Annotated in this window: 20 protein-coding genes and 1 pseudogene; 6 read left to right on the top strand and 15 right to left on the bottom strand. The window is 66.7% G+C overall.

The window, feature by feature from the left end; all coding sequences use genetic code 11:
• The first annotated feature begins 100 nt into the window (after positions 1-100).
• Positions 101-847 carry an enoyl-CoA hydratase gene (locus tag CHB99_RS06040; RefSeq protein ID WP_042127005.1) on the top strand — a complete coding sequence of 249 codons (747 nt, stop codon included), beginning with the start codon at positions 101-103 and terminating at the stop codon, positions 845-847.
• 47 nt (positions 848-894) lie between these two features.
• On the opposite strand, the gene CHB99_RS06035 is transcribed toward CHB99_RS06040, so the two are convergent.
• Positions 895-2,013, bottom strand: coding sequence for a sugar diacid recognition domain-containing protein (locus tag CHB99_RS06035; RefSeq protein ID WP_042127007.1), 1,119 nt, complete (start codon positions 2,011-2,013; stop codon positions 895-897).
• A 160-nt stretch (positions 2,014-2,173) separates the two neighbouring features.
• Here CHB99_RS06035 and CHB99_RS06030 point away from each other — a divergent pair, with 160 nt between their 5' ends.
• Positions 2,174-3,499 (top strand): MFS transporter, encoded by a 1,326-nt coding sequence (locus tag CHB99_RS06030; protein WP_042127009.1) that lies wholly within the window; start codon positions 2,174-2,176, stop codon positions 3,497-3,499.
• Between the two features lie 346 nt (positions 3,500-3,845).
• Positions 3,846-4,852: pseudogene (locus tag CHB99_RS06025) on the top strand (aldo/keto reductase).
• Here CHB99_RS06025 and nahK read toward each other — a convergent pair.
• From nahK to CHB99_RS06010, 3 genes are all read right to left on the bottom strand, one after another.
• Positions 4,830-7,469, bottom strand: coding sequence for a hybrid sensor histidine kinase/response regulator NahK/ErcS' (gene nahK, locus CHB99_RS06020; RefSeq protein ID WP_042127011.1), 2,640 nt, complete (start codon positions 7,467-7,469; stop codon positions 4,830-4,832). The pseudogene CHB99_RS06025 and the gene nahK sit on opposite strands and share 23 nt — an antisense overlap.
• The gene (gene nosP / locus CHB99_RS06015; protein ID WP_042127013.1) at positions 7,399-8,562 is read right to left on the bottom strand and encodes a nitric oxide-sensing protein NosP; all 1,164 of its coding nucleotides are present in this window, start codon (positions 8,560-8,562) and stop codon (positions 7,399-7,401) included. Before nosP ends, nahK begins: the two co-directional genes overlap by 71 nt.
• 321 nt (positions 8,563-8,883) lie before the next feature.
• On the bottom strand, positions 8,884-10,065 hold the full coding sequence (locus CHB99_RS06010; protein WP_042127016.1) for a porin: 1,182 nt from the start codon (positions 10,063-10,065) through the stop codon (positions 8,884-8,886).
• 340 nt (positions 10,066-10,405) lie between these two features.
• Here CHB99_RS06010 and CHB99_RS06005 point away from each other — a divergent pair, with 340 nt between their 5' ends.
• Positions 10,406-11,491: an enoyl-CoA hydratase/isomerase family protein gene (locus CHB99_RS06005; protein ID WP_042127018.1), complete on the top strand. Its 1,086-nt coding sequence runs from the start codon at positions 10,406-10,408 to the stop codon at positions 11,489-11,491.
• A gap of 16 nt (positions 11,492-11,507) precedes the next feature.
• Complete coding sequence (locus CHB99_RS06000) at positions 11,508-12,659, top strand: acyl-CoA dehydrogenase family protein (protein WP_042127020.1); 1,152 nt, start codon at positions 11,508-11,510, stop codon at positions 12,657-12,659.
• 155 nt (positions 12,660-12,814) lie between these two features.
• Here CHB99_RS06000 and CHB99_RS05995 read toward each other — a convergent pair whose 3' ends face one another.
• The 11 genes from CHB99_RS05995 to CHB99_RS05945 all read right to left on the bottom strand — a co-directional run bounded on the left by CHB99_RS05995 (position 12,815) and on the right by CHB99_RS05945 (position 23,567).
• Positions 12,815-13,429: a hypothetical protein gene (locus CHB99_RS05995; RefSeq protein WP_042127022.1), complete on the bottom strand. Its 615-nt coding sequence runs from the start codon at positions 13,427-13,429 to the stop codon at positions 12,815-12,817.
• A 130-nt stretch (positions 13,430-13,559) separates the two neighbouring features.
• Positions 13,560-14,438: an SDR family oxidoreductase gene (locus CHB99_RS05990; protein ID WP_042127024.1), complete on the bottom strand. Its 879-nt coding sequence runs from the start codon at positions 14,436-14,438 to the stop codon at positions 13,560-13,562.
• Between the two features lie 16 nt (positions 14,439-14,454).
• Positions 14,455-15,606 carry an acetyl-CoA C-acetyltransferase gene (locus CHB99_RS05985; protein ID WP_042127027.1) on the bottom strand — a complete coding sequence of 384 codons (1,152 nt, stop codon included), beginning with the start codon at positions 15,604-15,606 and terminating at the stop codon, positions 14,455-14,457.
• Between the two features lie 3 nt (positions 15,607-15,609).
• Entirely contained in the window at positions 15,610-16,668 is a 1,059-nt protein-coding gene (locus CHB99_RS05980) for an acyl-CoA dehydrogenase family protein (RefSeq protein WP_042127029.1), read from the bottom strand.
• A 9-nt stretch (positions 16,669-16,677) separates the two neighbouring features.
• The gene (locus CHB99_RS05975; protein WP_042127030.1) at positions 16,678-17,838 is read right to left on the bottom strand and encodes an acyl-CoA dehydrogenase family protein; all 1,161 of its coding nucleotides are present in this window, start codon (positions 17,836-17,838) and stop codon (positions 16,678-16,680) included.
• A 209-nt stretch (positions 17,839-18,047) separates the two neighbouring features.
• Entirely contained in the window at positions 18,048-18,800 is a 753-nt protein-coding gene (locus CHB99_RS05970) for an enoyl-CoA hydratase family protein (RefSeq protein WP_042127032.1), read from the bottom strand.
• Positions 18,797-19,900: an NAD(P)H-dependent flavin oxidoreductase gene (locus CHB99_RS05965; RefSeq protein ID WP_042127035.1), complete on the bottom strand. Its 1,104-nt coding sequence runs from the start codon at positions 19,898-19,900 to the stop codon at positions 18,797-18,799. The genes CHB99_RS05970 and CHB99_RS05965 overlap by 4 nt, the downstream gene beginning before the upstream one ends.
• On the bottom strand, positions 19,897-20,814 hold the full coding sequence (locus CHB99_RS05960) for an enoyl-CoA hydratase (protein WP_042127037.1): 918 nt from the start codon (positions 20,812-20,814) through the stop codon (positions 19,897-19,899). The genes CHB99_RS05965 and CHB99_RS05960 overlap by 4 nt, the downstream gene beginning before the upstream one ends.
• Before the next feature lie 16 nt (positions 20,815-20,830).
• Entirely contained in the window at positions 20,831-21,628 is a 798-nt protein-coding gene (locus CHB99_RS05955) for a CoA-transferase subunit beta (RefSeq protein ID WP_042127039.1), read from the bottom strand.
• Positions 21,629-21,791: 163 nt separating this feature from the next.
• Positions 21,792-22,667 carry a CoA transferase subunit A gene (locus CHB99_RS05950; RefSeq protein ID WP_042130381.1) on the bottom strand — a complete coding sequence of 292 codons (876 nt, stop codon included), beginning with the start codon at positions 22,665-22,667 and terminating at the stop codon, positions 21,792-21,794.
• A 3-nt stretch (positions 22,668-22,670) separates the two neighbouring features.
• The gene (locus tag CHB99_RS05945) at positions 22,671-23,567 is read right to left on the bottom strand and encodes a VOC family protein (RefSeq protein WP_042130383.1); all 897 of its coding nucleotides are present in this window, start codon (positions 23,565-23,567) and stop codon (positions 22,671-22,673) included.
• 179 nt (positions 23,568-23,746) lie between these two features.
• Between CHB99_RS05945 and CHB99_RS29750 the strand changes: the two genes are divergently transcribed.
• Positions 23,747-25,891, top strand: a complete 2,145-nt coding sequence (locus CHB99_RS29750; protein WP_042130385.1) for a hypothetical protein — start codon at positions 23,747-23,749, stop codon at positions 25,889-25,891.
• The last annotated feature ends 165 nt before the right edge of the window (positions 25,892-26,056 follow it).

Below are 26,056 nucleotides of genomic sequence, written 5' to 3'. Positions count from 1 at the left end.
TTCTCGTTGTTATGTTGGACTGAACGACTGTACAGCAAGGCGACCCCCGTGATAAACCGTCGGCGCATTGCCCTCCCGACAACGACAAGAAGCAGTTGCCATGAACGACCTGATTCTGCACACCCTGGACCAGGGCCTGCTGACCCTGACCTTCAACCGCCCCGACAAACTCAATGCCCTCAACAGCGCCATGTACCGCCAACTGGGCGAGGCCCTGACGGCGGCGGACCAGGATCCACGGGTCGAGGTGATCCTGCTCAGCGGCGGCCCCGCCTGCTTCAGCGCCGGCAATGATCTGCATGACTTCCTCGAACATCCGCCAGAGGATCGCGACCACCCGGTGTTCCGCATGATGCGCGTGGTGCTGGGACTGGAGAAGCCGCTGATCGCGGCGGTCAACGGCCCGGCGATCGGCATCGGCACCACCTTGCTGCTGCACTGCGACCAGGTCCTGGTCTCGCGCGGTGCCAAGCTGAGGATGCCGTTCGTGCCGCTGGGGCTGTGCCCCGAGTTCGGCTCCAGCCTGTTGTTGCCGCGCCTGCTCGGGCATGTGCGGGCCGCTCGCCTGCTGCTGGCCAACGACGCCCTGAGCGGCGAACAGGCCGTGCAATGGGGGCTGGCCAACGAACTGCACGAGGATGGCGAGGCGTGCCTGAACGCCGCGCATGACCTGGCCAGGCGCCTGCAGCGCATGCCGCGGGAAGCACTGCGGATCAGCAAGCAACTGCTCAAGGCGCCTGATCGCGAGGCCCTGGCGAATGTGGTCGAGGAGGAAAGCCGCCGCTTCATCGAGTGCCTGCGGACCCCGGAAGCGAAGACGGCATTGCGCGCGCTGGTCGAGAAGTGATCACCCGGCGCGGGTGGGGAACGTTGCCCGAGGCGGCTTGCCAGCGCTCAGGCGCGAGCGTTCCCGGCCGGCTCCGCCGGTAGCAGTTGCAAGCCCAGGTACAGGCTCAGCATGCCTTCCAGGCGCAGCGGGTCGACCCCGCTGAGCTCGCCGATCCGCTCCAGGCGATAGCGCAGGCTGTTGCGATGGATCCCCAGCGCCTCGGCACAGGCCTGGCTCTGCCCGTCGTGACTGCACCAGGCGCGCAGGGTCGCGAGCAACTGACCGCTGACATCCTTGGCGCGGATCCGCTGCAAGGGTTCCAGCAACTCGTCCAGCGCATCGTCCTGGCGGTGCCGCCAGAGCAACGCCGGCAAGCGGTAGCGGGCCAGGGTCAGCAGACGCTGCTCGGGCAGCACTTCGCGACCATAGGCCAGCAGGTCGCGCACCCGCCGATAGCCGCGGCGCAGCTTGTCCACGCCCTCGGCCGTGCCACCCAGCGCCAGGCGCTGGACCCGCCAGCCCTGGGTCTCCAGCTTGTCCAGCAGCCTGGCTTCGTCCAGGGCCAGGCTGCTCGGGCGGCACCAGAGCAGCGACTGACGCGCCGGGCTGACGCACCAGCTGTCCGGATAGCGCTGCATCAGCCATACCGAGAGGGCCTCGGCCCCCTGCCCCTCGTCCAGTTCGAACAGGCACGGCACCCGCGCCAGTTGCGGCTTGAGCCCCAGTTGCCGGGCTTCGTCCACCAGCCGCGGGGCATCGCCGCTGCCGCCCAGGAGCAAGGCCAGCAGGTCGTCGCAGCGTTGCCGCCGCCACTGCTGCTCGACCTGCAGGTGACGCTGGGCCAGGAGCATTTCCGCGGTCATCCGCACCAGTTCGGCGTAGGTCCGCAACTGCCCGGGATCGCCGGTGATGCCGAGCACGCCGATCAGCCGGCCGTCCAGCAGCAGCGGCAGATTGACCCCGGGCTGCACGCCCTTGAGGCATTTCGCAGCCTCCTCGTCGATCTCGACGATGCGCTCGTTGGCCAGCACCAACTGCGCGCCCTCGTGGCGGGTATTGATGCGCTGCGTCTCGCCGCTGCCGAGGATCAGGCCCTGGCTGTCCATGACGTTGACGTTGTAGGGCAGAATGGCCATCGCCCGGTCGACGATATCCTGCGCCAGGTCATGATCCAGCTCGAACATGGGGTTTCCTTGAAGGCCCAGGGGTTGGGCGGCAGCACAAACGCACGACGAAAATGCCGTGCAACGGCACAAAGACAGGCATCGCCTGCTCGCCGAGACTTTTCACCAGCGCCCGCCTCGACGCGGGATGCCGCACAACCATAACAACAGAGAGAGAATCATGTCATCCAGCCCTGCCCCTGACCAAGGCCACGGCATCGACCGCGATGCGCTGTACCGGCGCATCACTCTGCGGCTGATTCCGTTCATTTTCGTCTGCTATCTGTTCAACTACCTCGATCGGGTCAACGTCGGCTTCGCCAAGTTGCAGATGCTCGACGCCCTGAACTTCAGCGAAACCATCTACGGACTCGGCGCCGGGATCTTCTTCATCGGCTACGTGCTCTGCGGCCTGCCCAGCAACCTGGCGCTGAACCGCTTCGGGCCGCGGCGCTGGATCGCAGTGATGATGATCACCTGGGGCACGCTGTCGACCTGCCTGCTGTTCGTCACCACGCCGACCCAGTTCTACGTGCTGCGCCTGTTCACCGGTGCCGCCGAGGCCGGTTTCTTCCCCGGCATCGTGCTGTACCTCTCGCAGTGGTTCCCGGCCAACCGCCGTGGACGGATCATGGCCCTGTTCATGTCGGCGATCCCGGTTTCCGGCCTGCTCGGCGGGCCGTTCTCCGGCTGGATCCTCAACCACTTCGCCGCCGGCCAGGGCGGTCTCGCCGGCTGGCAGTGGATGTTCCTGATCCAGGGCCTGCCCACCGTGGTACTGGGCTGCATGGCGGTGTTCCTGCTCAGCGACGGCTACGCCAAGGCGGCCTGGCTGAACGCGGCGCAGCGCGAAGCGATCGCCAGCGACCTGCGCGCCGACGCGGCGAGCAAGCCGGCGACGGTCAGCGACGGCCTGCTCTCGGTGCTGCGCAACCCGCTGATCTGGACCTTCGGTTTCGTCTACTTCTGCATCCAGAGCGGGGTCTACGCGATCAACTTCTGGCTGCCGTCGATCATCAAGAACCTCGGTTTCAGCGATGCCCTGCTGATCGGCTGGCTGAGCGCCATTCCCTATCTGCTGGCTGGTGTATTCATGCTGCTGGTGGGACGTTCCGCGGACCTGTGCAACGAGCGCCGCTGGCACCTCGTGGTGCCGATGCTGATGGGGGCGATCGGTCTGCTGATCGCGGTGAACTTCGCCCACAGCCCGGTGATCGCCATCCTCGGCCTGAGCATCGCCACCATGGGTGCCCTCACCGGCCTGCCGATGTTCTGGCCGATGCCCACTGCCCTGCTCAGCGCCGGCACCGCCGTGGCCGGCCTGGCGATCATCAACTCGGTCGGGCAGATGGCCGGTTTCCTCAGCCCGTACCTGGTGGGCTTCATCAAGGACCAGACCGGGTCGACCGATGCGGCGCTGTATTCGCTGGCGGGGTTGATCGTGGTGGGCAGTGTGGTGGCGTTGCGGGTTTCCCGGCAGGCACGCGGACTGACCGCCAGCGCCTGACCTGGCCCCACGCTGCACGCGGCGTGCTCTCGTACCACGACACGCTGCGCGCGACTTGCTCTCGTACCGCGACATGCTACGCGCGACTTGCTCTCGTAGGAGCGTGGCTTGCCCGCGAAGGCCTGCGAAGCAGGCCAGACGGAGTCGCTGCCGATCCGGGACCGCTGCGCGATCCTTTCGCGGGCAAGCCGCGCTCCTACGCGGGGGGGGGGCGGCACGAGAGCACGCCGCGCGCAGCGTGTCGCAGTACGAGAGAACACCGCGCGCAGCGTGTCGCAATGATTGCGTTGTCCCCTTTTCCCCCTGTACAAGAGTCCCTTCACCTATCGCGAAGGGACTTCCGCTCATGATCTACCGTCCTCTGGGCCGCAGTGGCCTGCAAGTGTCCGCCCTGACCCTGGGCAGCATGATGTTCGGCGAACAGACCAGCACCGAAGACTCGCTGCGCATCATCGACAAGGCCTGGGACCAGGGCATCAACTTCATCGATACGGCGGACGTCTACAACGCCGGCCGCTCGGAAGAGATCGTCGGCGAAGGCATCGCCCCCCACCGCCACGACTGGATTCTCGCCAGCAAGGTCGGCTACGGCCCGGTGGACGGTGTGCCGAACCGCAGCGGGCTGTCGCGCAAGCATATCTTCAACGCCATCGAGGCCAGCCTGACCCGCCTCGGTACCGACTACATCGACATCTATTACCTGCACCGCGAAGACCACGCCACGCCGCTGGACATCACCGTCTCGGCGATCGGCGAGCTGCTGCGCCAGGGCAAGATCCGCCATTGGGGCGTGTCCAACTTCCGCGGCTGGCGCATCGCCGAGATCTGCAACCTGGCCGAACGCCTGGGCATCCCCAAGCCGGTGGTCAGCCAGCCGCTGTACAACATCGTCAACCGCCAGGTCGAGACCGAGCAATTGACCGCCGCCGCCGCTCACGGCCTCGGCGTGGTGCCGTTCAGCCCGCTGGCCCGCGGCGTGCTCAGCGGCAAGTACGCGCCCAACGCCGAACCCGAGGCCGGCAGCCGCGCCGCGCGCCAGGACAAGCGCATCCTCGAAGTGGAATGGCGCGCCGAGTCCCTGGCCATCGCCCAGAAGATCCACGCCTGGACCGAGGCCAAGGGTGTCGGCATGGTCGAATTCGCCATCGCCTGGGTGCTCACCACCAACTGGTCAGCTCGGCCATCGTCGGCCCGCGCACCGAGGCGCAGTGGGACACCTACGGCGGCGCGCTGGAGGTGAAGATCAGCGCCGAGGACGAAGCCTTCATCGATTCGCTGGTCACCCCGGGCCATGCCTCGACCCACGGCTTCAACGATGTCGCGCACTTCGTCAGCGGGCGCCTGCCGCGCTGAGTTCGCTTTTCAGCAGGTGGCTGATCGCGGCCTTGAGCTTCATCGGCCGCACCGGCTTGTGCATCAGGGTATGGCCCAGTTCACGCACCTGCTGCTTCAGTTCGTTGCTGTAGTTGGCGGTGATCATCAAGGCCGGCAGGGGTGAAAGTCGCCGCGCATTGATCGCCGCCACCGCTTCCAGGCCATTGCGATCGTGGTCGAGGTGGTAGTCGACGATCAGCAATCCCGCCTCGTCCGTCGGCAACTGCCCGGCCAGGTCTTCTTCGTTCAATGCCGTACTGACCCGACAGCCCCACTGTTCCAGCAGGGTGCGCATGCCGGCGCAGATCGCCGCGTCGTTGTCCAGCACCCAGATCCGCGCGCCCTCCAGGCGCTCGACCAGGGCCATCGGCTCCGGCAGCGATGCCTGTGGCCGCGAGGCCTGACGGCTCAGCGGTACCTCGATGGCGAACACCGAACCCTTGCCCGGCGTCGAACGCAACTGGATGCGGTGGCCGAGGATCCCGGCGATCTTCTCGACGATGGCCAGGCCCAGGCCCAGTCCGCGGTCCTGGTCGGGACGCTGCGAATCGCCGCGCTTGAACTCCTGGAAGATTTCCTCGCGCTTGTCAGCGGGGATACCGATGCCGGTGTCCCAGACCTCGATCCACACCCGTGCGCCGCGCCGCCGGCAGCCCAGCAACAGGCGGCCCTGGGGGGTATAGCGAATGGCGTTGCTGAGCAGGTTGCGCAGGATCCGCGCCAACAGCTGGATATCGCTGCGCACCCGCAGCCGACTGGGCACGTAGCTCAGGCGCAGGCCCTCGCTGGCGGCGGTGGCGGCGTATTCGGCGGCAAGGTTGTCGAGCAGGTCGGCCACCGCGAAGGTGGCGACATCGGCCTTGATCACCCCGGCATCCAGCTTGGAGATATCGACCAGGGTACCCAACAGGCTCTCCACGTCGTCGAGGGCGTTGCTGACGTTGCGCACCAGCGTCGGGCTGTCGTTCTGTTCCTGCAGGGCGCTGGTGAACAGGCGTGCGGCGTTCAGCGGCTGCAGCAGGTCGTGGCTGACCGCGGCGAGGAACTTGGTCTTCGACAGGTTGGCCTGTTCGGCTTCCTGCTTGGCATCGCGCAGCCGCGACTCGACCCGCCGCCGCTCCTCGATCTCGCGCAGCAGCTGCTGGTTGAGCTGGGTCAGTTCGGTGGTGCGTTCGCGCACCCGCAGTTCCAGGTGCTGGTAGGCCTGATGCAGCGCCTCGGCGGTGCGCCGGCGCTCGGTGATATCGCGGATCAGCACGAAGATCCCGACCACCTCGCCGCTGGGCAGGCGATTCGGCACGTAGGAACGCAGCATGTAGCGCTCCTGGCCATGGGCGTTGGTCTCGGCGAATTCGAAGGTCACGTTCTCCCCGGCCAGGGCCTGGGCGATATAGGTTTCCAGGCGCCGGTAATGCTCGGCGCTGTGCACGTCGCGCAGGCGCTGGCCGAGCATGGCCTCGTGCGGCCAGCAGTACCACTGTTCGTAGACCTTGTTGGTGAACTCGTAGACCAGGTCGGCATTCAGGTAGGCGATCAGCGCTGGCACCTGGTCGGTGATCAGGCGAATCCAGCGCTCGCTTTCACTCAGGGCCTCGGCGTGCTGATAGCGTTCGGTGATATCGGTGAAGGTATTGACGAAACCGCCGGTGGGCAGCGGATGGGTGCGGATCTCCAGCATGCGTCCGTCATACAGGCGCTGCTCCAGCTCCTGCAGGGGCCGGCCATTGCCATCGCGGGTGTCCGGGGTCAGCAGGGACAGCTCGCTGTCGCCGATCACATCGGCGAACTGGCGGTGCGCGGCGATCGGCGCCAGGCCGCTGAGTTCGAGAAAGCGCCGGTTCCACAGTTCCAGCACGCCGTCGGCATTGACCATGGCCACACCCTGGGACAGGTTGTCCACCGCCCGCTGCAGCAGGTGCGACTTCTGCGCCACCGCCTGCTCGCGGCGCTGGGTCTCGCTGTGCTTGACCTCGGTGATGTCGGTCAGCAGCACCACCCGGCCGCCGCCCTGGGTCGGGCGTTCGCTGACCTGCAGCCAGCGCCCGTCGCGCAGGCGATAGAGCAGGTTCTCGTCGTTGATATTGCGCGGTTCTTCGGTGAACAGACCGGTGCGCAGCATCAGCCGGCGCACTTCCGAAAGGTGCATGCCGCTGATGATGCGGATCCGGCTGTTGGCCCACAGCGCCTTGAAGCGCTGGTTGAACAGAACGATGCGCAGGTCCGGGTCGAACAGCACGAAGGCGTCGGAAATGCTCTCGATGGCGTCCACCAGGTACTGGTGGGCGGTTTCCGCGCGCAGCCGGGCGTCGCTGAGCAGGTGGTTGCTGGCCTTCAGCTCGGCCATGGCCTGGTTCAGCGCGTCGGTGCGCTCGCGCACCTGTTCGGCCAGGGTCACCGAATGCTGGAACGCCGCATAGGAGTCATCGGGACGGGCCGCGCCGGACTCCAGGCGCTCGATCAACGCCGCGTTGATCCGCCCGAGCTTGTGGTTCTCATGGCGCAGGCGTTCGATCAGCGCCTGCGCTTCAGTCGAATCGGCGGGCACGGGAGCGTCCGATGGCAACGCCGGTGAAGGTCTGGTTGATGTGCATGCCATTGAACTGTTCTCCGTAGGAGTTGAAACCCACCACCGCGTGCTGGCGCAGGATCGTCTCGACCTCGCCCTTTTCCGGGCGGTCTTCCAGTTCCAGGCGGCGCAGGAAGCAGTCGCAGCCGATGGTCAGGAGCAGCGCGCCGAGGCGCTCGCACAGCCCGTCGAACAGCGCGTTCAGGTTCGGCACCAGGGGCCCCGGGTGCATGGCGGTGAGGACGATGCCGTTCTCCACCGCGCAGTAGAAGCTCAGGCTGAGATCGTCGTGGACCTGCTGGATCGCCCGCACGTAGTAGCGCTCGTTGATGCGCACGGCCAGCGGGTGGGCGGCGAAGGTGCGCTGGTCGATCTCGGCCACCGGCACGCCGATCAGGTTGGCGTACTCCTGGGCGGCCGGCTCGGCGTTGAGTTCGTAGACCCGGCGCAGGGTGCGGTCGGCGCGGGTCACCACGAGTTTTTCCGCGCGGGGCTGGATGTGGTGGGTGGTGAACACCTCGAAATCCAGCCAGGTATTGACCAGCAGCACCACCGCGGCACTGCTGTGGAAAGCGCCGTCGTAGTAGACGTGGGTGTGGTGCAGGTAGTTGTCGTCACCGGCCGAGCCGCCGAAATGGGGGATATCGCCGAGGGCGGCGTTGAGCGCGGCGAGGAGCATTTCCTCGCGGCTGGACAGGCCGTCGAGCAGGGTCAGAGCGAAACTGTGGCCCTTGATCGGCGCCAGGGTGTTGCCGCGGCAGTCGTTGATCAGGCGTTCGACGCAGCGCTGGGCATCGATCAGGCTGAAGTCGTGGATCGGCGCGATCAGCTCGCCGGCGATGGAGAACTGCCGGTGGTCGAAACCCAGCGCGGTGATGCAGCCACGGCCGTAGCCTTCCGGAGTGATCTCGCCGGCGCTGGTGCAGCCGGCCAGGCGGATGCCGCCGAAGCTGTCCTGCAGGGCCTGGGCCAGGGCGGGCAGATCGTATTCGGCGGAACAGAAGAACAGCACGAAGCCCAGGTGCGGGTGCATCAGTTGCCGGGCCAGGTCCTGGGCGGCTTCCTCGGCGACGACGGCGCGGGATACGGCACTGCGGACGCCTTCGGCGTTGGACTGCGGCATTGCAGCCTCCAGCGTATTGGGGAATGGATGGCGGCAGTGTATGAGGCGCGGGGATGGGGCCGAATGCTACTTGGGTAGTGGGTGGGGGTGGTAATTGGGTGTAGGAGCGTGGCTTGCCCGCGAAGGAGCGCAACGCGGTCCCCGATCCATCTGCATTCACCATTCTGGGACCGCTGCGCGCTCCTTCGCGGTGGTTCGTCACACGACAAGCCACGCTCCTACAGGTGGGCGGCGTTGCAGAAAGACCACCGCAAGACAGCAGGCCTTCCCCGGCAGGATGCGCCTTGCCGGAAAAGGTCCACTGCCCCGCGGTGGTGGGGTTCACCAGGTGAGGACGGCACCCAGGGCCAGGGTGTCGGTGTCTTCGTTCTGCGCGTCGCCGTGATGGCCGTTGATTTCGAACTGGTTGTACTCGGCCACCAGCTTGAGGTTGTCGTTGATCGTGTGGAACAGGGCGATGCCGCGGGTCTCGTAGTCGGCACCGGTGTTCACCGCGCCGTTGCCGTCATCCTTGGTCTTGCCGTAGGACAGCGCCAGGCGGTTCTTGCCGAGAGTGTACGAGCCCTGCACCAGGTAGCCCTTGCTGTCCACTTCGCGCAGGGTGGCTTCACCGGCGTTGTTGGTGAAGAACGGGTTGATGCCCTTGGCGGTGAAGCCGGAACCGGTCAGGGAGAACGCGCCCATCTTGGCCTGCACGCCATAGCCCAGGCCTTTGGAGGTGACGCTGTCGACGTTGTGGTCGGTGTTGTCAGAGGTCTGGTAGCTGCCGTTGAGCCAGCTGTAGATCTTCGCCCCGCCCAGGTCGAACTGGTAGGTGATCTCGCTCTCGGTCCGCGGGTTCTTCTGGTAGGCCTTGCCCAGCGCGCTGTTGTCGTTGGTGTCCACCGGGTCGAGGATGCCCACGGCAACGCGCAGGCCTTCCATTACCGGGGTACGGTAGGTGATCTGCGAGGACGGGAACGGGTACGGGTAACCGCTGCCGATGTTGCCGAACGACACTCCGCCACCGTCCACCAGACCAAGGGTATCGCTGACCTGGCCATAACCGGCGAGCAGTTCGTCGAGGAGGATGTTGGAGCGGGCGAACAGGCCGAAATCCTTACCGATCAGCACTTCACCCCACTCGGGGTTGGCCACGGTGCCGTAGAACTGACGCACGTCGATGGCCGTGTCGGTGCCGTTCTGCTCGCTGTCGTTGATGGTCACCCAGAACGAAGCACGGCCGCCGAGCTTGAGGTCGGCCATCTGCTTGGTCATGTTGAAGCCCAGGTAGTTGGGCAGGAAACCCATCTTCACCCGCGACTGGCGGCGGTCGTACTGCTCGCCGTCACGGTCGACGTCGCTGTTGACGTAGAAGGCGTTGATGTAGCCGTCGGTGGAAAAGGTCGTTTCATCCTTGTCGTACAGCATGATTTCCGCCTGGGCCAACGGGACGAGCCCGAAAGTGGCGAGGCCGGCCAACAACGGCAGGAAACGGGCATTGGCATTCTTATTCTTGTGCATGACGCTCTCCGCGAACGGTGGGGACGGTTGTCGGAGGCGATTATCGAAAGCCCGCGCGCCCTGCCCTACGCTGCATTGGACGCAAGACGACGGTGCTTTGGCCGGGGCCCGGGGAGCGACGGTCGGGGGAACTAATCCCCTGTGCGAGCGGGTCACAAGGCTAAAGTGTCGCAGGTACGACCGAAGGTCGGGGTTGCTCATGCAAAAATGCAGATTGCCACTGCGATTTTATCGATTGTATTCGGCAAATTTGCACTGCTACGATCCGGGCGATCCTTGACCCTTCGTCCACACCGCGACAATTCACGTGGAAAATCAATAACAAAGCAGGGAGACCGCGATGACCGCACAAGCTCAAGCACCTACTACTTCAGAAGCGGACAGCGCTCAGGTACGGGCCGAAGTCCGCAACCATATCGGCCATCTGATTCTCAACCGCCCCGCCGGCCTCAATGCCCTCACCCTGGGCATGGTGCGCAGCCTGCGCGAGCAGCTCGAAGCCTGGGCCGTCGATCCGGCGATCCATGCCGTGGTCCTGCGCGGCGAAGGCCCCAAGGGCTTCTGCGCCGGCGGTGATATCCGCTCGCTGTACGACAGCTTCAAGAGCGGCGCGACGCTGCACCTGGACTTCTTCGTCGAGGAATACGACCTCGACCTGTTCATCCATCACTACCGCAAACCGATCGTCGCCCTGATGGACGGCTTCACCCTCGGCGGTGGCATGGGCCTGGCCCAGGGCGCCGAACTGCGGGTGGTCACCGAGCGCAGCCGCCTGGCCATGCCGGAAGTCGGCATCGGCTACTTCCCGGATGTCGGCGGCAGCTACTTCCTCTCGCGCATTCCTGGCGAACTGGGCACCTACCTGGGCGTCACCGGGGTGCAGATCCAGGCCGCCGACGCCCTGTACTGCGGCCTCGCCGACTGGTACCTGGACAGCACCAGGCTGGCCGAGCTGGATCACGACCTCGACCAACTGAGCTGGAGCGCGTATCCGCTCAAGGACCTGCAGGGCGTGCTCGCCCGCCTGGGCAGCCAGACCCTGGTCAATCCGCCGCTGGCCGAACTGCGCCCGGCCATTGATCACTTCTTCGCCCTCGGCGACATCGCCAGCATCCTCGAACAACTGCGCAGCGTGACCGTGGCCGACAGCCACGCGTGGGCGCTGAAGACCGCCGAGCTGATGGACAGCCGCTCGCCGCTGGCGATGGCGGTGACCCTGGAGCTGCTTCGTCGGGGCCGTCAGCTGACGCTGGAGGACTGCTTCAGAATGGAGTTGCACCTGGACCGGCAATGGTTCGAGCACGGCGACCTGATGGAAGGCGTGCGTGCCCTGCTGATCGACAAGGACAAGCAGCCGCGCTGGAATCCCGCCAGCGTCGCCGACCTCGACCGCCAGCGCGTCGAGCAATTCTTCGAAGGCCTCTGAGGGCTGGAGCACGCACATGCAAGACCTGGAACTGACTGAAGAACAGATCATGATCCGCGACATGGCCCGCGACTTCGCCCGTGGCGAGATCGCGCCGCATGCCCAGGCCTGGGAAAAGGCCGGCTGGATCGACAACGACGTGGTCCGCAAGATGGGCGAGCTGGGCCTGCTGGGCATGGTCGCGCCCGAGGAATGGGGCGGCAGCTACACCGACTACGTGGCCTATGCCCTGGCCGTGGAGGAAATCGCCGCCGGCGATGGTGCCACCGGCGCGTTGATGAGCATCCACAACTCGGTGGGCTGCGGCCCGCTGCTGGCCTATGGCAGCCCGGCGCAGCAACAGGCCTGGCTGCCACGCCTGGCCAGTGGAGAAGTGATCGGCTGCTTCTGCCTGACCGAGCCGCAGGCCGGCTCCGAAGCGCATAACCTGCGCACCCGTGCCGAACTCAAGGATGGCCAGTGGGTCATCAACGGTGCCAAGCAGTTCGTCAGCAATGCCCGCCGCGCGGGGCTGGCCATCGTCTTCGCGGTGACCGACCCGGACGCCGGCAAGAAAGGCATTTCCGCGTTCCTGGTGCCCACCGACAACCCGGGTTTCGTGGTCGATCGCAGCGAGCACAAGATGGGCATTCGCGCCTCCGACACCTGCGCGGTGACCCTGAACGACTGCCGGATTCCCGAAGAAAACCTGCTTGGCGCGCGCGGCAAGGGCCTGGCGATCGCCCTGTCCAACCTCGAAGGCGGGCGCATCGGCATCGCCGCCCAGGCCCTGGGCATCGCCCGCGCGGCGTTCGAAGCGGCGTTGGTGTATTCCCGCGAGCGTATCCAGTTCGGCAAGCCGATCAACGAACACCAGAGCATCGCCAACCTGTTGGCCGACATGCAGGTGCAGCTCAATGCCGCGCGCCTGCTGATCCTGCATGCCGCGCGCCTGCGCACGGCGGGCAAGCCGTGCCTGAGCGAAGCGTCGCAGGCCAAGCTGTTCGCCTCGGAGATGGCCGAGCGGGTGTGTTCCATGGCGATCCAGGTGCATGGCGGGTATGGCTACCTGGAGGATTACCCGGTCGAGAAGTACTACCGGGATGCGCGGATCACGCAGATCTACGAAGGGTCGAGCGAGATACAGAGGATGCTGATTGCGCGCGAGCTGAAAAACTATCCGTTGTAGGCAGGACTCACCGCGCACCTTGTGGGAGCGGGCATTGCCCGCGATAGCGTCCCGTCAATGCCGGCAAGCGGAACGCCGCCCGGCCAGCTCCCACAGGTTCACCAGCGGCTTCAAGATCGATGCGGTGCCTGTGGGAGCTCATCCAGCCCTGGAGATCACTTGACCAGCGTCAGCGTGGCGTCTCCGCTCACCCCATCCGGTCCTGACACCCGCACATTGACCTTATCGGCGTGCGGCATCGAGCTGATGCTGATCATCACTCCTTCCAGTTCTACCCCAGGCACCGGTGGGACCACCTCGAGCGTCTCGGTGATCTCGTCGAAGGGCAGTGGAATATCATTGGCATCGTAGAACTGGCGCTGGACGTGCGCCTGCGCGTACTCGTTGCCCGTTGGAATCTTCAAGCTGTCAGGGTTGATTGCCACTACCACGCGCTCTGCTCGCAGGGTACGGGTGTCGTACAGCGTCAGGGTAGCGCGATCTTCGAACGCATCCAGGCTGGCAATGATCTCGACCTGTACCGGCCAGGTACCGCTGTAGTTGCGGATGAAGGTGTTGTCGATCATCAGCGAGGCAGCCTGGTAAGACTTTTCCAGGTGTAGGCCCGTGAAGGTGCCGGCCTGACCGTTGACGGTGAAGTCGAAGTCGACGCCGCCATCGCGAATGCGGACGGTGGCATCGACCCTTTTCTCACGCCCTCTGAGTGGCGCGTACATTTCGGTTTCCGACAATATCAAGCCGATCCGGGGCTGCGGGTTCTGGTTGCTCATGGTGCTTCACTCCTGCTGTTCGTTAGCGTCCTTCCATCAATGCAAGGACGCTTCGATTCAAACAGCAGGGGCTCAGGGCAACAACTGACAGAAATGCTAGGTCGGCCGGGCTTCGCTCCCACAGGGGGAATCAGCTACCCCAAACCTTCTGCGCCCCAGGCGCTTCAGCAAGAATCTCCCTCACCGCCTCGCCCACCTCCTCCACCCGCCACAACGCGCCCTTGTCCCGGGTCACCCCGGTACGCCAGCCGTCCCCCAGCGAAATCCGCCCACCCTGGCTCTCGAACACCTGCCCGGTCACCTGCGCGGACAGCTCGCTGCCCAGCCACACCACCAGCGGCGCGACGTTCTCCGGTGCCCAGGCATCGAAACTGCCGTCCTCCGGCCGCTTGACCACGTCCGGCATGGCACTTTCGGTCATCGCCGTGCGCGCCGCCGGGGCCAGGGCGTTGGCGGTGACGCCGTAGCGCGCCAGCTCCGCAGCCTGGACCAGGGTCAACGCAGCGATGCCGCCCTTGGCCGCCGAGTAGTTGGACTGGCCGATGGAACCCTGCAGCCCCGCCCCCGAACTGGTGTTGATGATCCGCGCGGCCACCGGCGTGCCGGCCTTGGCCAGGTCGCGCCAGCGGCGGCCAAGGAGGTTGGCCAGGCAGTAATGCCCCTTCAGGTGCACGCGCATCACCAGGTCCCAGTCCTCTTCGGACAGGCTGATGAACATGCGGTCGCGCAGCACCCCGGCATTGTTGACCAGCACATGCACCTCGCCGAACGCCGCCAGGGCGGCATCGACGATGCGCTGGGCGCTGTCCAGGGTGGTGATGTCGTCACTGCTGGCGATGGCCCGGCCACCGCTGGCGACGATCTCCCCGGCGACGTCCGCCGCCGCTTCGGCACGGATGTCGTTGATCACCACATTGGCGCCCTCGGCCGCGAAGGCCAGGGCGTAGGCACGGCCGAGGCCGCCGCCGGCACCGGTGATGATCACCGTGCGGTCATTACAGATAGCCATGGATTGACTCCTTGTTTCAAAGACGTTCGATGATCGTGACGTTGGCCTGCCCGCCGCCTTCGCACATGGTCTGCAGGCCATAGCGGCCGCCGCTGCATTCCAGTTCGTTGAGCAGCGTGGTCATCAGCCGCGCGCCGGTGGCCCCCAGCGGGTGGCCGAGGGCGATGGCGCCACCGTTGACGTTGGTCCGCGCCGGGTCGTAGTCCAGTTCCCTGGCCCAGGCCATGACCACCGAGGCGAAGGCCTCGTTGATCTCCACCCGGTCGATATCGTCCATGCGCATGCCCGCGCGCCGCAGGGCGCGGCGGGTGGCGGCGATGGGCGCGGTCAGGTGCCAGATCGGGTCGTCGCCCATCACCGTGAGGTGATGGATGCGCGCCCGCGGGGTCAGGTCGTAGCGTTTGAGCGCGGCTTCCGAGACCACCAGCAAGGCCGCCGAGGCATCACAGGTCTGGCTCGATACCGCGGCGGTGATCGACGGGAAACGCGGGTCCACCGGTTGCAGTTCGGCCATCTTCGCCAGGCTGGTCTGGCGCGGCGTTTCGTCCTCGTTCAGGCCCTCGCAGGCGACGATCTCGCGGGCGAAGCGTCCACTCGCCCGGGCCGCCAGCGCGCGCTGGTGGCTCTCCAAGGCGAACGCCTCCATCTGCTCACGGCTGATCTGCCAGTGATCGGCAATGCGTTGCGCGGCATAGAACTGATCCACCGGCTGCGTGCCGAAGCGCTGGCGCCACAGGCGGCTGCCGGAAAACGGGTCGGGAAAGCCCAGCGGCTGCCCGGCCAGCATCGCCGAGGAAATCGGGATGCGGGTCATGGTCTGCACACCGCCCACCGCGACCACGTCCTGGGTCCCGCTCATCACCGCCTGGGCGGCGAAGTGCACGGCCTGCTGCGACGAGCCGCACTGGCGATCCACCGTGGTGCCCGGCACGCTCAGCGGCAGGCCGGCGGCCAGCCAGCTGGTGCGGGCGATATCCCCGGCCTGGGCGCCGATGGTGTCGACGCAGCCGAAGATCACGTCGTCGTAATCCTCCGCCGGAATCGCGTTGCGTTGCACCAGGGCCTTGAGCACCTGGGCGCCGAGGTCGATGGCATGGACCTCGGACAAGGCACCCTTGCGCTTGCCGGTGGGGCTGCGCAGGGCGTCGACGATATAAGCCTCGGGCATGGATCAGTCCTCGAAGGTGTGGCCCGGCCCCAGCCGGGCGCCGTCGGCGAACAGGTAGTCGCCGACACGGGATTTGTGGAAACCGCGATCGCCCCAGGACGCATCCAGGGCCCAGGCGCGTTTCATGAACATCTGCAGGTCGACTTCCCAGGTGTACCCCATGGCGCCATGCACCTGGATGCCCTTGCGCGCGGCGATCCAGCTGGCCTCGCAGCAGGCCAGGCGCGCCTGCGAGACCCACAGCGAGGCCGAGCGGTCGCCGCGGGCCAGACCATGGGCGGCGCGGTACAGCACCGGCTTGGCCTGCTCGATGTGCCGGGCGACGTCGGCCAGGTGGTGCTTGACCGCCTGGAAACTGCCGATCGGCTTGCCGAACTGCTTGCGCTGGGCCACGTAGTCCACCGACAGGTCGAGCATGCGCTGGGCCAGGCCAAGCAGTTGCCCGGCCACCGACAGCGCGCCGCGATCGAGCAGGCGCGCCTGCAACGCGCGGCCCTGCTCGCCGCCGGCAAGCAGGGTGGCCGCCGACGGATGCCAGGTCACCCGGCCGAGGCGGCGCGAGGCGTCGATGCTCGGGTTGGCCTCGACATCCACCGCGGCCCGCGGCAGCAAGTGGATCTCGTCGCCATGGGGCAAGATCAGCACCTCGGCCAACTGCGCATCGCTGACCAGCGGATTGAGCGCATGACCGATGGCCAGGCGCAGGCTGCCCTCGGCGATACGCGGCAGCAGCTCGACCCGGGCCTTGTGCCCCGGCGCCAGTTCGCGCAGCAGGCCGACGGCGACATAGGCGGTATCGGCGAGGGAATCGGGAATCGCGTAGTAGCCCAGCTCCTGGGTCATCAGTGCCCAGGCCACGTCGTCCATGCCCAGGCCGCCGTCCTCTTCCGGGATGGACAGCGCGGTGAGGCCTTGGGCGGCGATCTTGTTGCGCAGGTCCGGCGAGCGCCCGGCGTCGGTTTCCCAGATCTCGCGGAGCATTTCCGGCGCCGCCTCGGTCATCAGGAAGCGACTGATGGCCTCGCGGAAGGCGAGCTGGTCATCGTTGAAAGTGAAGTCCATGGCCGCTCCTTACTTCGGCAGGCCGAGCATGCGCTCGGCGATGATGTTGCGCTGGATTTCGTTGGTGCCGGCGTAGATCGGCCCGGACTGGGCGAACAGGAAGCCCTCCAGCCAGCCCGCCGCATCGGCCTGCGGCGCGCCCGCGCGCAGTTCGGCATGAGCGCCCAGCAGGCGCATGGCAGTTTCGTGCATCTTCAGGTCGAGTTCGGACCAGATGATCTTGTTGATGCTCGACTCGGCGCCGATCTGCTCGCCACGACCGAGGCGGCCGACGGTGTGGTAGGCGGACAAGGCATAGGCCTCGGCGCCCATCCAGCAGTCCAGCACCGCGTCGCGCAGGCCCGGGTCTCGGGCGGCGGCGTCTTCGCGTGCCTTGAACAGCTCCACCAGCTTGCGCGCGGTGTGCTGGAAGCGTGCCGGCGAGCGCAGCAGCAGGCCGCGCTCGAAGCCGGCGGTGGCCATCGCCACGTGCCAGCCCTGCCCTTCGGCGCCGATCAGGTTGCCCACAGGTACCCGCACATCGTCGAAGAACACTTCAGCGAAGGCGTCCTTGCCGTTGAGTGCCTTGATCGGGCGGATGCTCACGCCCGGCGCGTCCAGCGGCACCATCAGGAACGACAGGCCGTGATGGCGGGTCGAGCCCGGTTCGCTGCGGAACAGGCCGAACAGCCAGTCGGCGAAGATCGCCCGGGTCGACCAGGTCTTCTGGCCGTTGATCACATAGTGATCGCCGTCGCGCACCGCCTTGCTGGTGATCGCCGCCATGTCCGAGCCGGCATTGGGTTCCGACCAGCCTTGCGCCCACATGTCGACGCTGGCGGCCATGCGTGGCAGGAAGTGTTTTTTCTGCTCGTCGGTGCCGAATTCCATCAGGGTCGGGCCGAGCAGCAGCTGGCCGTTCTGGTTGACCCGCATCGGCGCACCGGCGCCGTAGTACTCCTCCTCGAAGATCAGCCACTCGATCAGGTCGCAGCCGCGCCCGCCGAGTTCCGCCGGCCACATGACCATGGACCAGCGGCTGTCGAAGAGTTTCGCTTCCCAGGCGCGGTGCTGTTCGAAGCCCTCGCGGGTGTCGTAGCTGGCCAGCGGTTCGCGTGGCAGGTTGTCCGCCAGCCAGGCCCGGACTTCGGCGCGGAAGGCTTGTTGCTTGGGGGTAAAGGTCAGTTGCATGGCGCCCTCTTGGACCAAAACATAACTAACTGATGGTTCGCCGCGATCCCGTAGGAGCTGGCTTGCCTGCGAAAGGACCGCGCTAGCGGTCCCGGTTCCTGATCTACGGCCAGGCCAGCCGTCTCTTCTTGGCTTTGGATCGGGAAACGGGACCGCTTTGCGGTCCTTTCGCGGGCAAGCCCGCTCCTACACAGGGCGCGCGCGGTACCTCAGAACTTCGCTTCGCGCTTCTCGACGAAGGCCCGCCGGGTTTCCGCCGAGTCCGGGCTGGTGTACGCCTGCAGGGTGAAGCCCTGCTCCCAGCGGTACTTGTCTTCCAGGTTGCCGTCCTCGATGCCGTTGAGTGCCTCCTTGGCGATGCGGATCATGCCCGGGCTTTTCGCGGCGATGCGCGCGGCGATCTCCAGGGCGCTCTCGCGCAGTTGCTCCTTGCTCACCAGGCGCTCGATGAAGCCGTATTGCATGGCCTCCCGAGCTCCGATCTTTTCTCCGGTGAAGAACAGGTAGCGAACCTTCTGCACCGGGAACAAACGCTGCAGGTGCGCACCGCCACCCATGGCGCCACGGTCGACCTCCGGCAGGGCGAAGGTGGCGCAGTCGGCGGCGACGACGATGTCCGCCGCACCGGTGATGCCGATGCCACCACCGAGGACGAAGCCGTGCACCGCGACGATCACCGGCACCGGGCAGCGATGCACGGCCTTGAAGGTGTTGTAGTTGCCGGCGTTGACCTCGACGATGCGCTCGGGATGGGCATCCAGCTCCTTGATATCGACCCCGGCGCAGAAGCCGCGCCCCTCGGCGCGGATGACGATGACGCGCACCTCGGGATCGGCGCCCAGGTGTTCGATTTCACGGGCCAGGGCCTGCCACTCCTGGCTGTCGAGGGCGTTGACCGGGGGTTTGGCGATCACCAGTTCGGCGATCCCCTGCTCTAGCTGGGTACTGAATGCCTGGTTCACAGGGCTTCTCCAAGAGGGACGGAATGAGAAACGCAATGGCGCGCGGCCAAGGCGTCGAGGCACTGTTCGGCCTCGCGGGCGATGCCTTCGATCACCTGCTGGCAACTGAGCAGTTCGCCGATGGCCGCGGCCACCTGGCCGCTGGGCAGGATGCCCTCGTCGGGCCGGCCGTCGACCATCGAGCGCTGCAGCAGCACCGGCTGATTGGCAGCCATGACCACCTGGGACAGCGCCGCGGGGTCTTCGCGCAGCGCACGCAGGAACACCCCGGCCATATGCCCCAGGCTCATGCCGGTGTGCTGCTTCCACTGCCAGGCGCTGCCCAGGGCGATACGCAGGCGGCCGAAGGGGCCGGCCTGTTCCAGGCGGTTGATGAACGGGTTCTCGATCATGCGGTGGCGCATGCCGTCCACCGCGGTGGTGACCCGCACCTGCTGCGGGTCGCTGACCTTCAGGTAGCGCTGCAGCGTCGCCGCCGGGGTGGGCGATTCCTGGGTCATCAGAAAGCGCGTGCCCATGGCGATTCCCGCGGCACCGGCGGCCAGCGCCGAGGCCAGGCCACGGCCACTGGCGAAACCGCCGGCGGCGATCACCGGCACCTGCACGGCGTCGAGTACCTGGGGCAGGAGGATCGAGCTGGGCACGCCACCGGTATGCCCGCCGCCCTCGCCGCCCTGGATGGTGATCAGGTCAGCGCCCAGTTCCTCGGCCTTCAGCGCGTGCTTGAGCGCACCGACCGTGGGAATGCACAGCACCTTGGCGGCCTTGAAGCGGGCGATGGTGGCCTTGTCCGGGCCGCGCCCGTAGCTCACCGCGCGCAGGCGGTAGGCGATGGCCAGGTCGACGCACTGCGCGGCGTTGTCCTGGAACATGTGGAAGTTCAGGCCGAAATGGCTGCCGCCGGTGGCGTCGATCACCTTGCGGATCTCGCCTTCCAGTTGATCGGCGGCGATGGTCGCCCCGGCGAGGAAACCGAAGCCGCCGGCGCGGGTGGTGGCGATCACCAGATTGGCGTCGGCGACCCAGCCCATGGCGGTCTGCACGATCGGGTAGCGGCAGCCCAGGGCCGCGGTCAATGGCGTGTTCAACCAACCGCTCATGCGCCCTCACCCGCGGCGGCCGCCGCCTGCTTGTTGGCCTGGGCCATGCCCTTGGCATCGAAGCCGCCGAGCTTGTCGCCGGACAGCAACTCGTTGTGCGCATGGGCGAAATGGTGCCAGGCAAAGGCCGCGTCCATGGCGCTGCGCTTGCCCTGCAGGTCCTCGACATGGTTGATCGCCTGCTTGGTCAGGGCCAGGCCCATGCGCGGCTGGCGGGCGATGTTCGCGGCCATGGCGTAGGTCGCATTTTCCAGCTCGGCGCGGGGCACCACGCGGTTGAGCATGCCCATCTGGTAGGCGCGCTCGGCGCTCATGCGCTCGCCGCAGAAGAGGAATTCCTTGGCGATGCGCGGGTTCAGTTCATAAGGGTGGGCGAAATACTCCACCCCCGGGATGCCCATGCGCACCACCGGGTCCTGGAAAAACGCATCGTCGCTGGCGACGATCAGGTCGCAGACCCAGGCCAGCATCAAGCCGCCGGCCACGCAGGCACCCTGGACCATGGCGATGGTCGGCTTGGGCAGCTCGCGCCAGCGCCGGCACATGCCCAGGTAGACCTCCTGCTCGCGGGCGTACAGTTGCTCGCCGCCAGGCTTGTTGGTGTGGTCCCACCACAGGTGGGCGCGGGGGAAACTCTTGTCGATGTCGCGCCCCGGCGTGCCGATATCGTGGCCCGCCGAGAAGTGCCGACCGGCGCCACGCAGGACGATGACCTTGACCGTATCGTCGTCCACCGCCCGACGCAGGGCGGCGTCGAGGGCGTAGGTCATCTGCGAGTTCTGCGCATTGTTGAAGGCGGGCCGATTCAGGGTGACGCTGGCGATGCCCTCGGCGACGCTGTAGAGCACCGGGGTGTCGGTCTCGTAGGCCGACTTGTCCTCGCGGACGACGAATTCGCTGTCGCTGCTGTGCATGTGCGCGCTCCTTGTCTCAGGCGGTCCGGATGCCGGGCGGGTTGCCCTTCAGCGCGCTGGCGCGCAGGCCGTGGGGATCGAGACGGCGGATGATGTCCAGCTGCGCGGCCGTTGGATGCACGGTCTCGCCCAGTTCCGGGGCTTTGAGCAGCGGGAACCCGGTGTTGTCCTGGACCTGCTCGAAGCTCACCCCCGGATGCAGGCTGCGCACCCGCGCGGCATGCTCGGGGCCGGCGTAATCCATGACACAGAGGTCGCTGACCACCCAGCGGATCTCCATCAGGTCGCGGCGCGCCCCTTGCGGCCAGCGCTCGGCCTTGAAGCCGACGCCGGAGACCATGTCCACCTCACCGCTGACGAACACCCGGGTGTTGTGGCTGGGCACGAAGAACGAGTTGATGTGGTTGATGCTGTTGCCCGGCAGGCCGCGCACGCCGAGGATCGCGGTCCTGGGCTTGTGGTAGTCGCCGACGCAGGACAGGTTGGTCTGGCCCCAGCGGTCGATCTGGGTCGGGCCGATCATGGCGTGGCGTCGTCCGCCCCAGACACATTCGAAGACCCGTTCGAAGGACATGTAGCCGGAGTAGCGCGGCTCGAAGTCGCCGCGCGGGCCCAGTGGCACCGGCTCCTCGACCAGGAACGCCTCGCTGTCGGTCATCAGCAGTTCCGGGCTGTGGGTCAGCTTGGCCAGGCTGGCGCCCAGGCGCGGGATCACGCCAAGGCCCGAGGCAATGACCTCGCCATTGCCGCGCCAGGCCTCGGAGGCGGCGACGATCAGCAATTCGGCGAGGGTGAAATCACAGGGTGCGGACATTCTTGTTTCCTCATGAATCGTTTGGGCTGTACGCGGTCCTTTGTAGGAGCTGGCTTGCCTGCGAAAGGACCGCACAGCGGTCCCCGATAGCGGTGAGGTCCGGGACCGCTGCGCGGTCCTTTCGCAGGCAAGCCAGCTCCTACCAAGGGAACGCGGCGCACTCTCAGAAAACTGGCAGGGGGAGTGAGCCCATGCGTGCAGGGCCGCCGTTCCGCGCCTGGTAGACCGACTCGCCACCGGTCACATAAGTCTCGACATAGCGCGACCAGCCACCCTCCTCGCCGGCACTGGCGACATAACGCTTGAGGTGCTCCAGGTCCCAGCCGTAGTCGCTCGGGCAGGAGGTCGGGTGTGCACCCAGAGGCGCATGGACCACGCCGGTCACCAGGTAGCGCTCGAAGGTGTTGCCGCGCGCCTGCTCCGCGGTCAGGGACAGGCGCTCCTCGATTGCCTCGCAGGAGACGAAGCACTCTTTCGCGGCCCGGGCGAACAGGTGGTCGAAATACGGATCGGGACCGGTGACCAGGCAGTTGCCCAGGCGGTCGGCGACATTCACATGGAGGAAGGCCACGTCGAGGTTCAGCGCCGGCATGGCCAGCAGCACCTCGCCATCGTCGTAGGGCGAACGCACCTCCTTGATCTCCGGATTGAGCCGCGCCACATCGGTGGCCAGGCCGCAGCGGGTCGGCAGGAACGGCAAGCGCATGCCGGCGGCGCGCAGGCCCCACTGGAACATGCCCTCGTCCAGCTCCATCAGCTCCAGTTCGCCAGCCTCACGGGCCTTGCGGTAGTACGGCTCCAGCGGGATCGCATCGAGGGTGGCGAAGCCGAACACCAGCTTGCGCACCTTGCCGGCGGCGCAGAGCATGCCGACTTCCGGGCCGCCATAGGCGACCACGGTCAGGTCCTTGACCGGCGAGCGGAGGATCTCGCGGACGATCGCCATCGGTTTGCGCCGCGGCCCCCAGCCGCCGAAGCCGATGGTCATGCCGTCGCGCAGGCGGGCGACCGCGTCGGCGGCCGTCATTTGCTTGTTCATCAATCAGGCTCCTTGCTGGCCGACGGAAAAGTCGTGGCCCCAGAGGCTCACGCGGGTGAATTCGAAGGCCGAGTGCTCGGCCCAGTCCACTTGCAGGCCGCCATGCCCGTACTCCAGGTCGAAACCGGACGGGGTCTGCATGTAGAAGCTGGTCATGCGGTCGTTGAGGTGCTGGCCGAGGGTGGCGGAGAGCTTCACCCCGTGGGCCTGGTGGCGGTCGTGGGCGCGACCGACTTCGGTCATCGAATCGACCTCGACCATGACGTGCACGCAGCCGGACGGCACCGGGTATTCGGCCAGGGCCAGGCTGTGGTGGCGGGCGTTGGCGCAGTGCAGGAAGTGAATGCGCACCCCCGGCGCCGAGGGATCCGGGCGGAAGTTGAAGATGTCCGACAGCTGGAAGCCCAGCACGTCGCGGGCGAAGGCCAGGGTCGCGTCGAAGTTCGGCGCCGGCAGCACCGTGTGGCCCAGGCCCATGTCGCCGGTGACGAAGCGCGGCACGCCCTGGGGCGAGACGAAGGGCTGGCAATCGGAGCGATGGCCCCAACCCAGTTCATGACGGTTGCCGGACGGGTCGGTCACGACCACCAGCGCCTGCACGCCACGCTGTTCGATCTCGGCGGCGCTGCCGGCCAGCCATTCCACGCCTTGCGCATCGAGATGCCGCAAGGCCGCCTCGAACGCCGGCTCGGAGGCCAGCTCCCAGCCGGATGCCAAATAACGCGGCGCATCGCCCTCGACGATCAGCATGCGCATCGGCCGCTCGTCCATCTTCACGTACAGCCCGCCGTGCGGCGCCGGGTGGGTCTGCATGCCGAGCACGTCCTCGGCGTAGCGCTGCCACTGGCTGAGGTTTTCGCTCTGCGCGACGAAATAGCTCAACCCACGAATCTCGATCATGCCCATGCTCCTCGATGGCGGAATTCGGTATCGAGGTCATTGTGCTGACGGGCGCAAGGGGCATCATCGTCCGTTGAGACTACCCGGTCTGGCAGCGGTGCCTTTACCGCGGAGCAGGGTCCAACTAGCATCACGACAAATAATGGCCATCTGCCAAATAACGATCAGGGAGCAGGATGATGAAACGGTTCGCACGCAGCGCACTGGTGCTGGCGGCACTCAGCCTGGGCGGCTGCATGTCCACCCAGGCGCCCCAGGTCAACGCACCGGCCTGGGTCTCCACTTCCACGGCGAGCCAGCAGGAGATCTGGGGCGTGTACCCACGGCTGGTCGGCAGCAACTGGTCGGCGCCCAATGCCTACATGCTGTTCTACCGCTGGGCGGTACCCGGCCAGGTCCTGATCGAGGAATACCGCCACCCGACCAGCGGCGAACTGAGCGGCAGCAACACCATCGTCCCCGGGCCCAGGCCAGGGACCCTGGTGCTCACCTCCTCCGTCGGCAACCTGCAATGGCAGGGCACGCTCGATGAACAGGGCAACGCCCTGTTCGTCCGTGACGGCGTGCTGCGGATGCCGGTGCGCACGCGCCTGACGCCCTCCGGCGAGGTGCTGCAGGAGAAGCTGACCCTGGATGGCGAGAGGATCGCCAGCGTGGATTCGACGACCACCTATACCGCGCTCGGCAAGCAGACCGCCGCTGCCGCTCCCACGGCGGCACCGGAAACGCCCGGGGTGCCTGCCGCGCCGACCACGGCGACGGCGACGGCGACGGCCAGCGAAAGCGTGGCACCCACCAGCGCGCAGCCGGGCCCGTCCTGGGGCGTCTTCGACCAGGCGTTGAACCGCACCTGGTTGTCCGAAGGCAGCGATGGCCGCGGGAGACATCCCTTCCTGCTGAAACTGGAGAAGTCCGCGGATGGCAATCGGGTCACCGCCTACACCGGGAACAGCCATCGCCTGGAAAAATCCATCGATTATCAACGCAGCGCCTCGGGGGCCTTCAGCGCCAGCGGCAATACCGTCATCGGCCCGCGCGACAACATGCGCGTGACCCTGGACAGCACCGGGGAATTGGTCCGCTACAACAGCGACAGCGACAGGAGCCTCTACCAGCTCGATGGCTCGGGCGACCTCATCGTCACGCATCAGACCAGGGGCTGGGGCAGCGACAGCTGGAGCGAAGACAGCCGCGTGCGCCTGCGCGACGTCAGCATGGGCGCGCAATGGGGGCCGTTCGCCCGGCTGGCGGGCTTTGCCTGGGTCAACAGGGAAAATGTCTACCCGACGGTCTACTACCAGTTCTTCTACCCCGAGAAGAACCTCATCCAGGTCTGGATCGGTCCGGACAATGTCCAGCACTGGGGGGATGACTACGCCCTGCTGAAGGACAGCATCCTGGTCGGCCATACCGAGAGCAACATCAAGAACAGCTACCTGCTGCAACCCGGCACCTCCACCTACACCGTGGACTCCGCCAGCGTGATGACCCGGCATATCGGCGAGACACGCAGGGACGTCTACACGCTGAACAGCGACACCGTGGTCAGCATTTCCCAGCAGGAACTCAAGGACGGCAGCTGGCAGCCGCTGAAGCAGTTCCGGCTGACCCGCGAGACGGAAAACGAGAAGGACGCGCGCCTGAAGATGTGGGCCGAGCACGAGCAGGCCAGGCGCGACAGCGAAGCCTCGACCCGCTTCCTCAACGACATGGCCGCGCTCAATACCGTGCTGACCAGTGCCAATGCCGTGGCCTCGCAGCGCGCGGCCGAGTCCCGGGCGAGCCTCGACCAGACCCTCGACACCCTGGCCCGGCAAGCCGCGGTGGAGCGTGCGCAGGAACAGGCGCGGCAGCAGGGTGTGCGCCAGCCACCCAAGGAGCCGCCAGCCAGCACCGCCAGCCCGGCCGCGGAGCAGCAGGCACGGGTCGACGAGCAGAAGCCGGCAACGCCGCCGCCGACGACGCCCTCTACGCCAGCGACGCCAGCAACGCCCCAGGCCAAACCGCCAACGGCGGCGGTCGACGAGTCGTCCATGTCCTGGATGGGGTGTGTGGTGGACGAGTTCCCGATCAAGAAGAGCTGGATTTCCGACAGCGCCAGGATCGTCCACTACGGCGACCAGCAACGCTGGAACGAAGAGTTCTTCCGCCGCTTCGTCGCGCAGACCTACGATCGCGACCTGTCCAAGTTGCATGCCCGCTGCTACCTCGACCGCAACGACCCGGCCGGCCTCGAGCGGCAGCTAGACGGCGTGCGCAGGAACCAGGCGAGGCAAAACATTCCGGTGGTCGAGGTCGAGTGGAGTCCGACCAAGCAGTTCTGAACGATCCGCGACAGCGCCGAGCGTTTCCTGGCCCAGGCCAGCGACTCGCAGGCGCTGCGCGCGGGCATGGCCGGCAGCCGTCCATCATTGCCGCGCCGGGTACCGCGCGCCAGCTGACAGAAGTGCTAGCTAGACCAGCCACCACCGTTTTGCACAATGGGGCTG

The sequence above is a fragment of the Pseudomonas japonica genome, assembly GCF_900188455.1.
Lineage (GTDB): Bacteria > Pseudomonadota > Gammaproteobacteria > Pseudomonadales > Pseudomonadaceae > Aquipseudomonas > Aquipseudomonas japonica.
The sequence above is the reverse complement of the archived record's forward strand: the minus strand, read 5'-3'. Positions and strand labels throughout refer to the sequence as shown.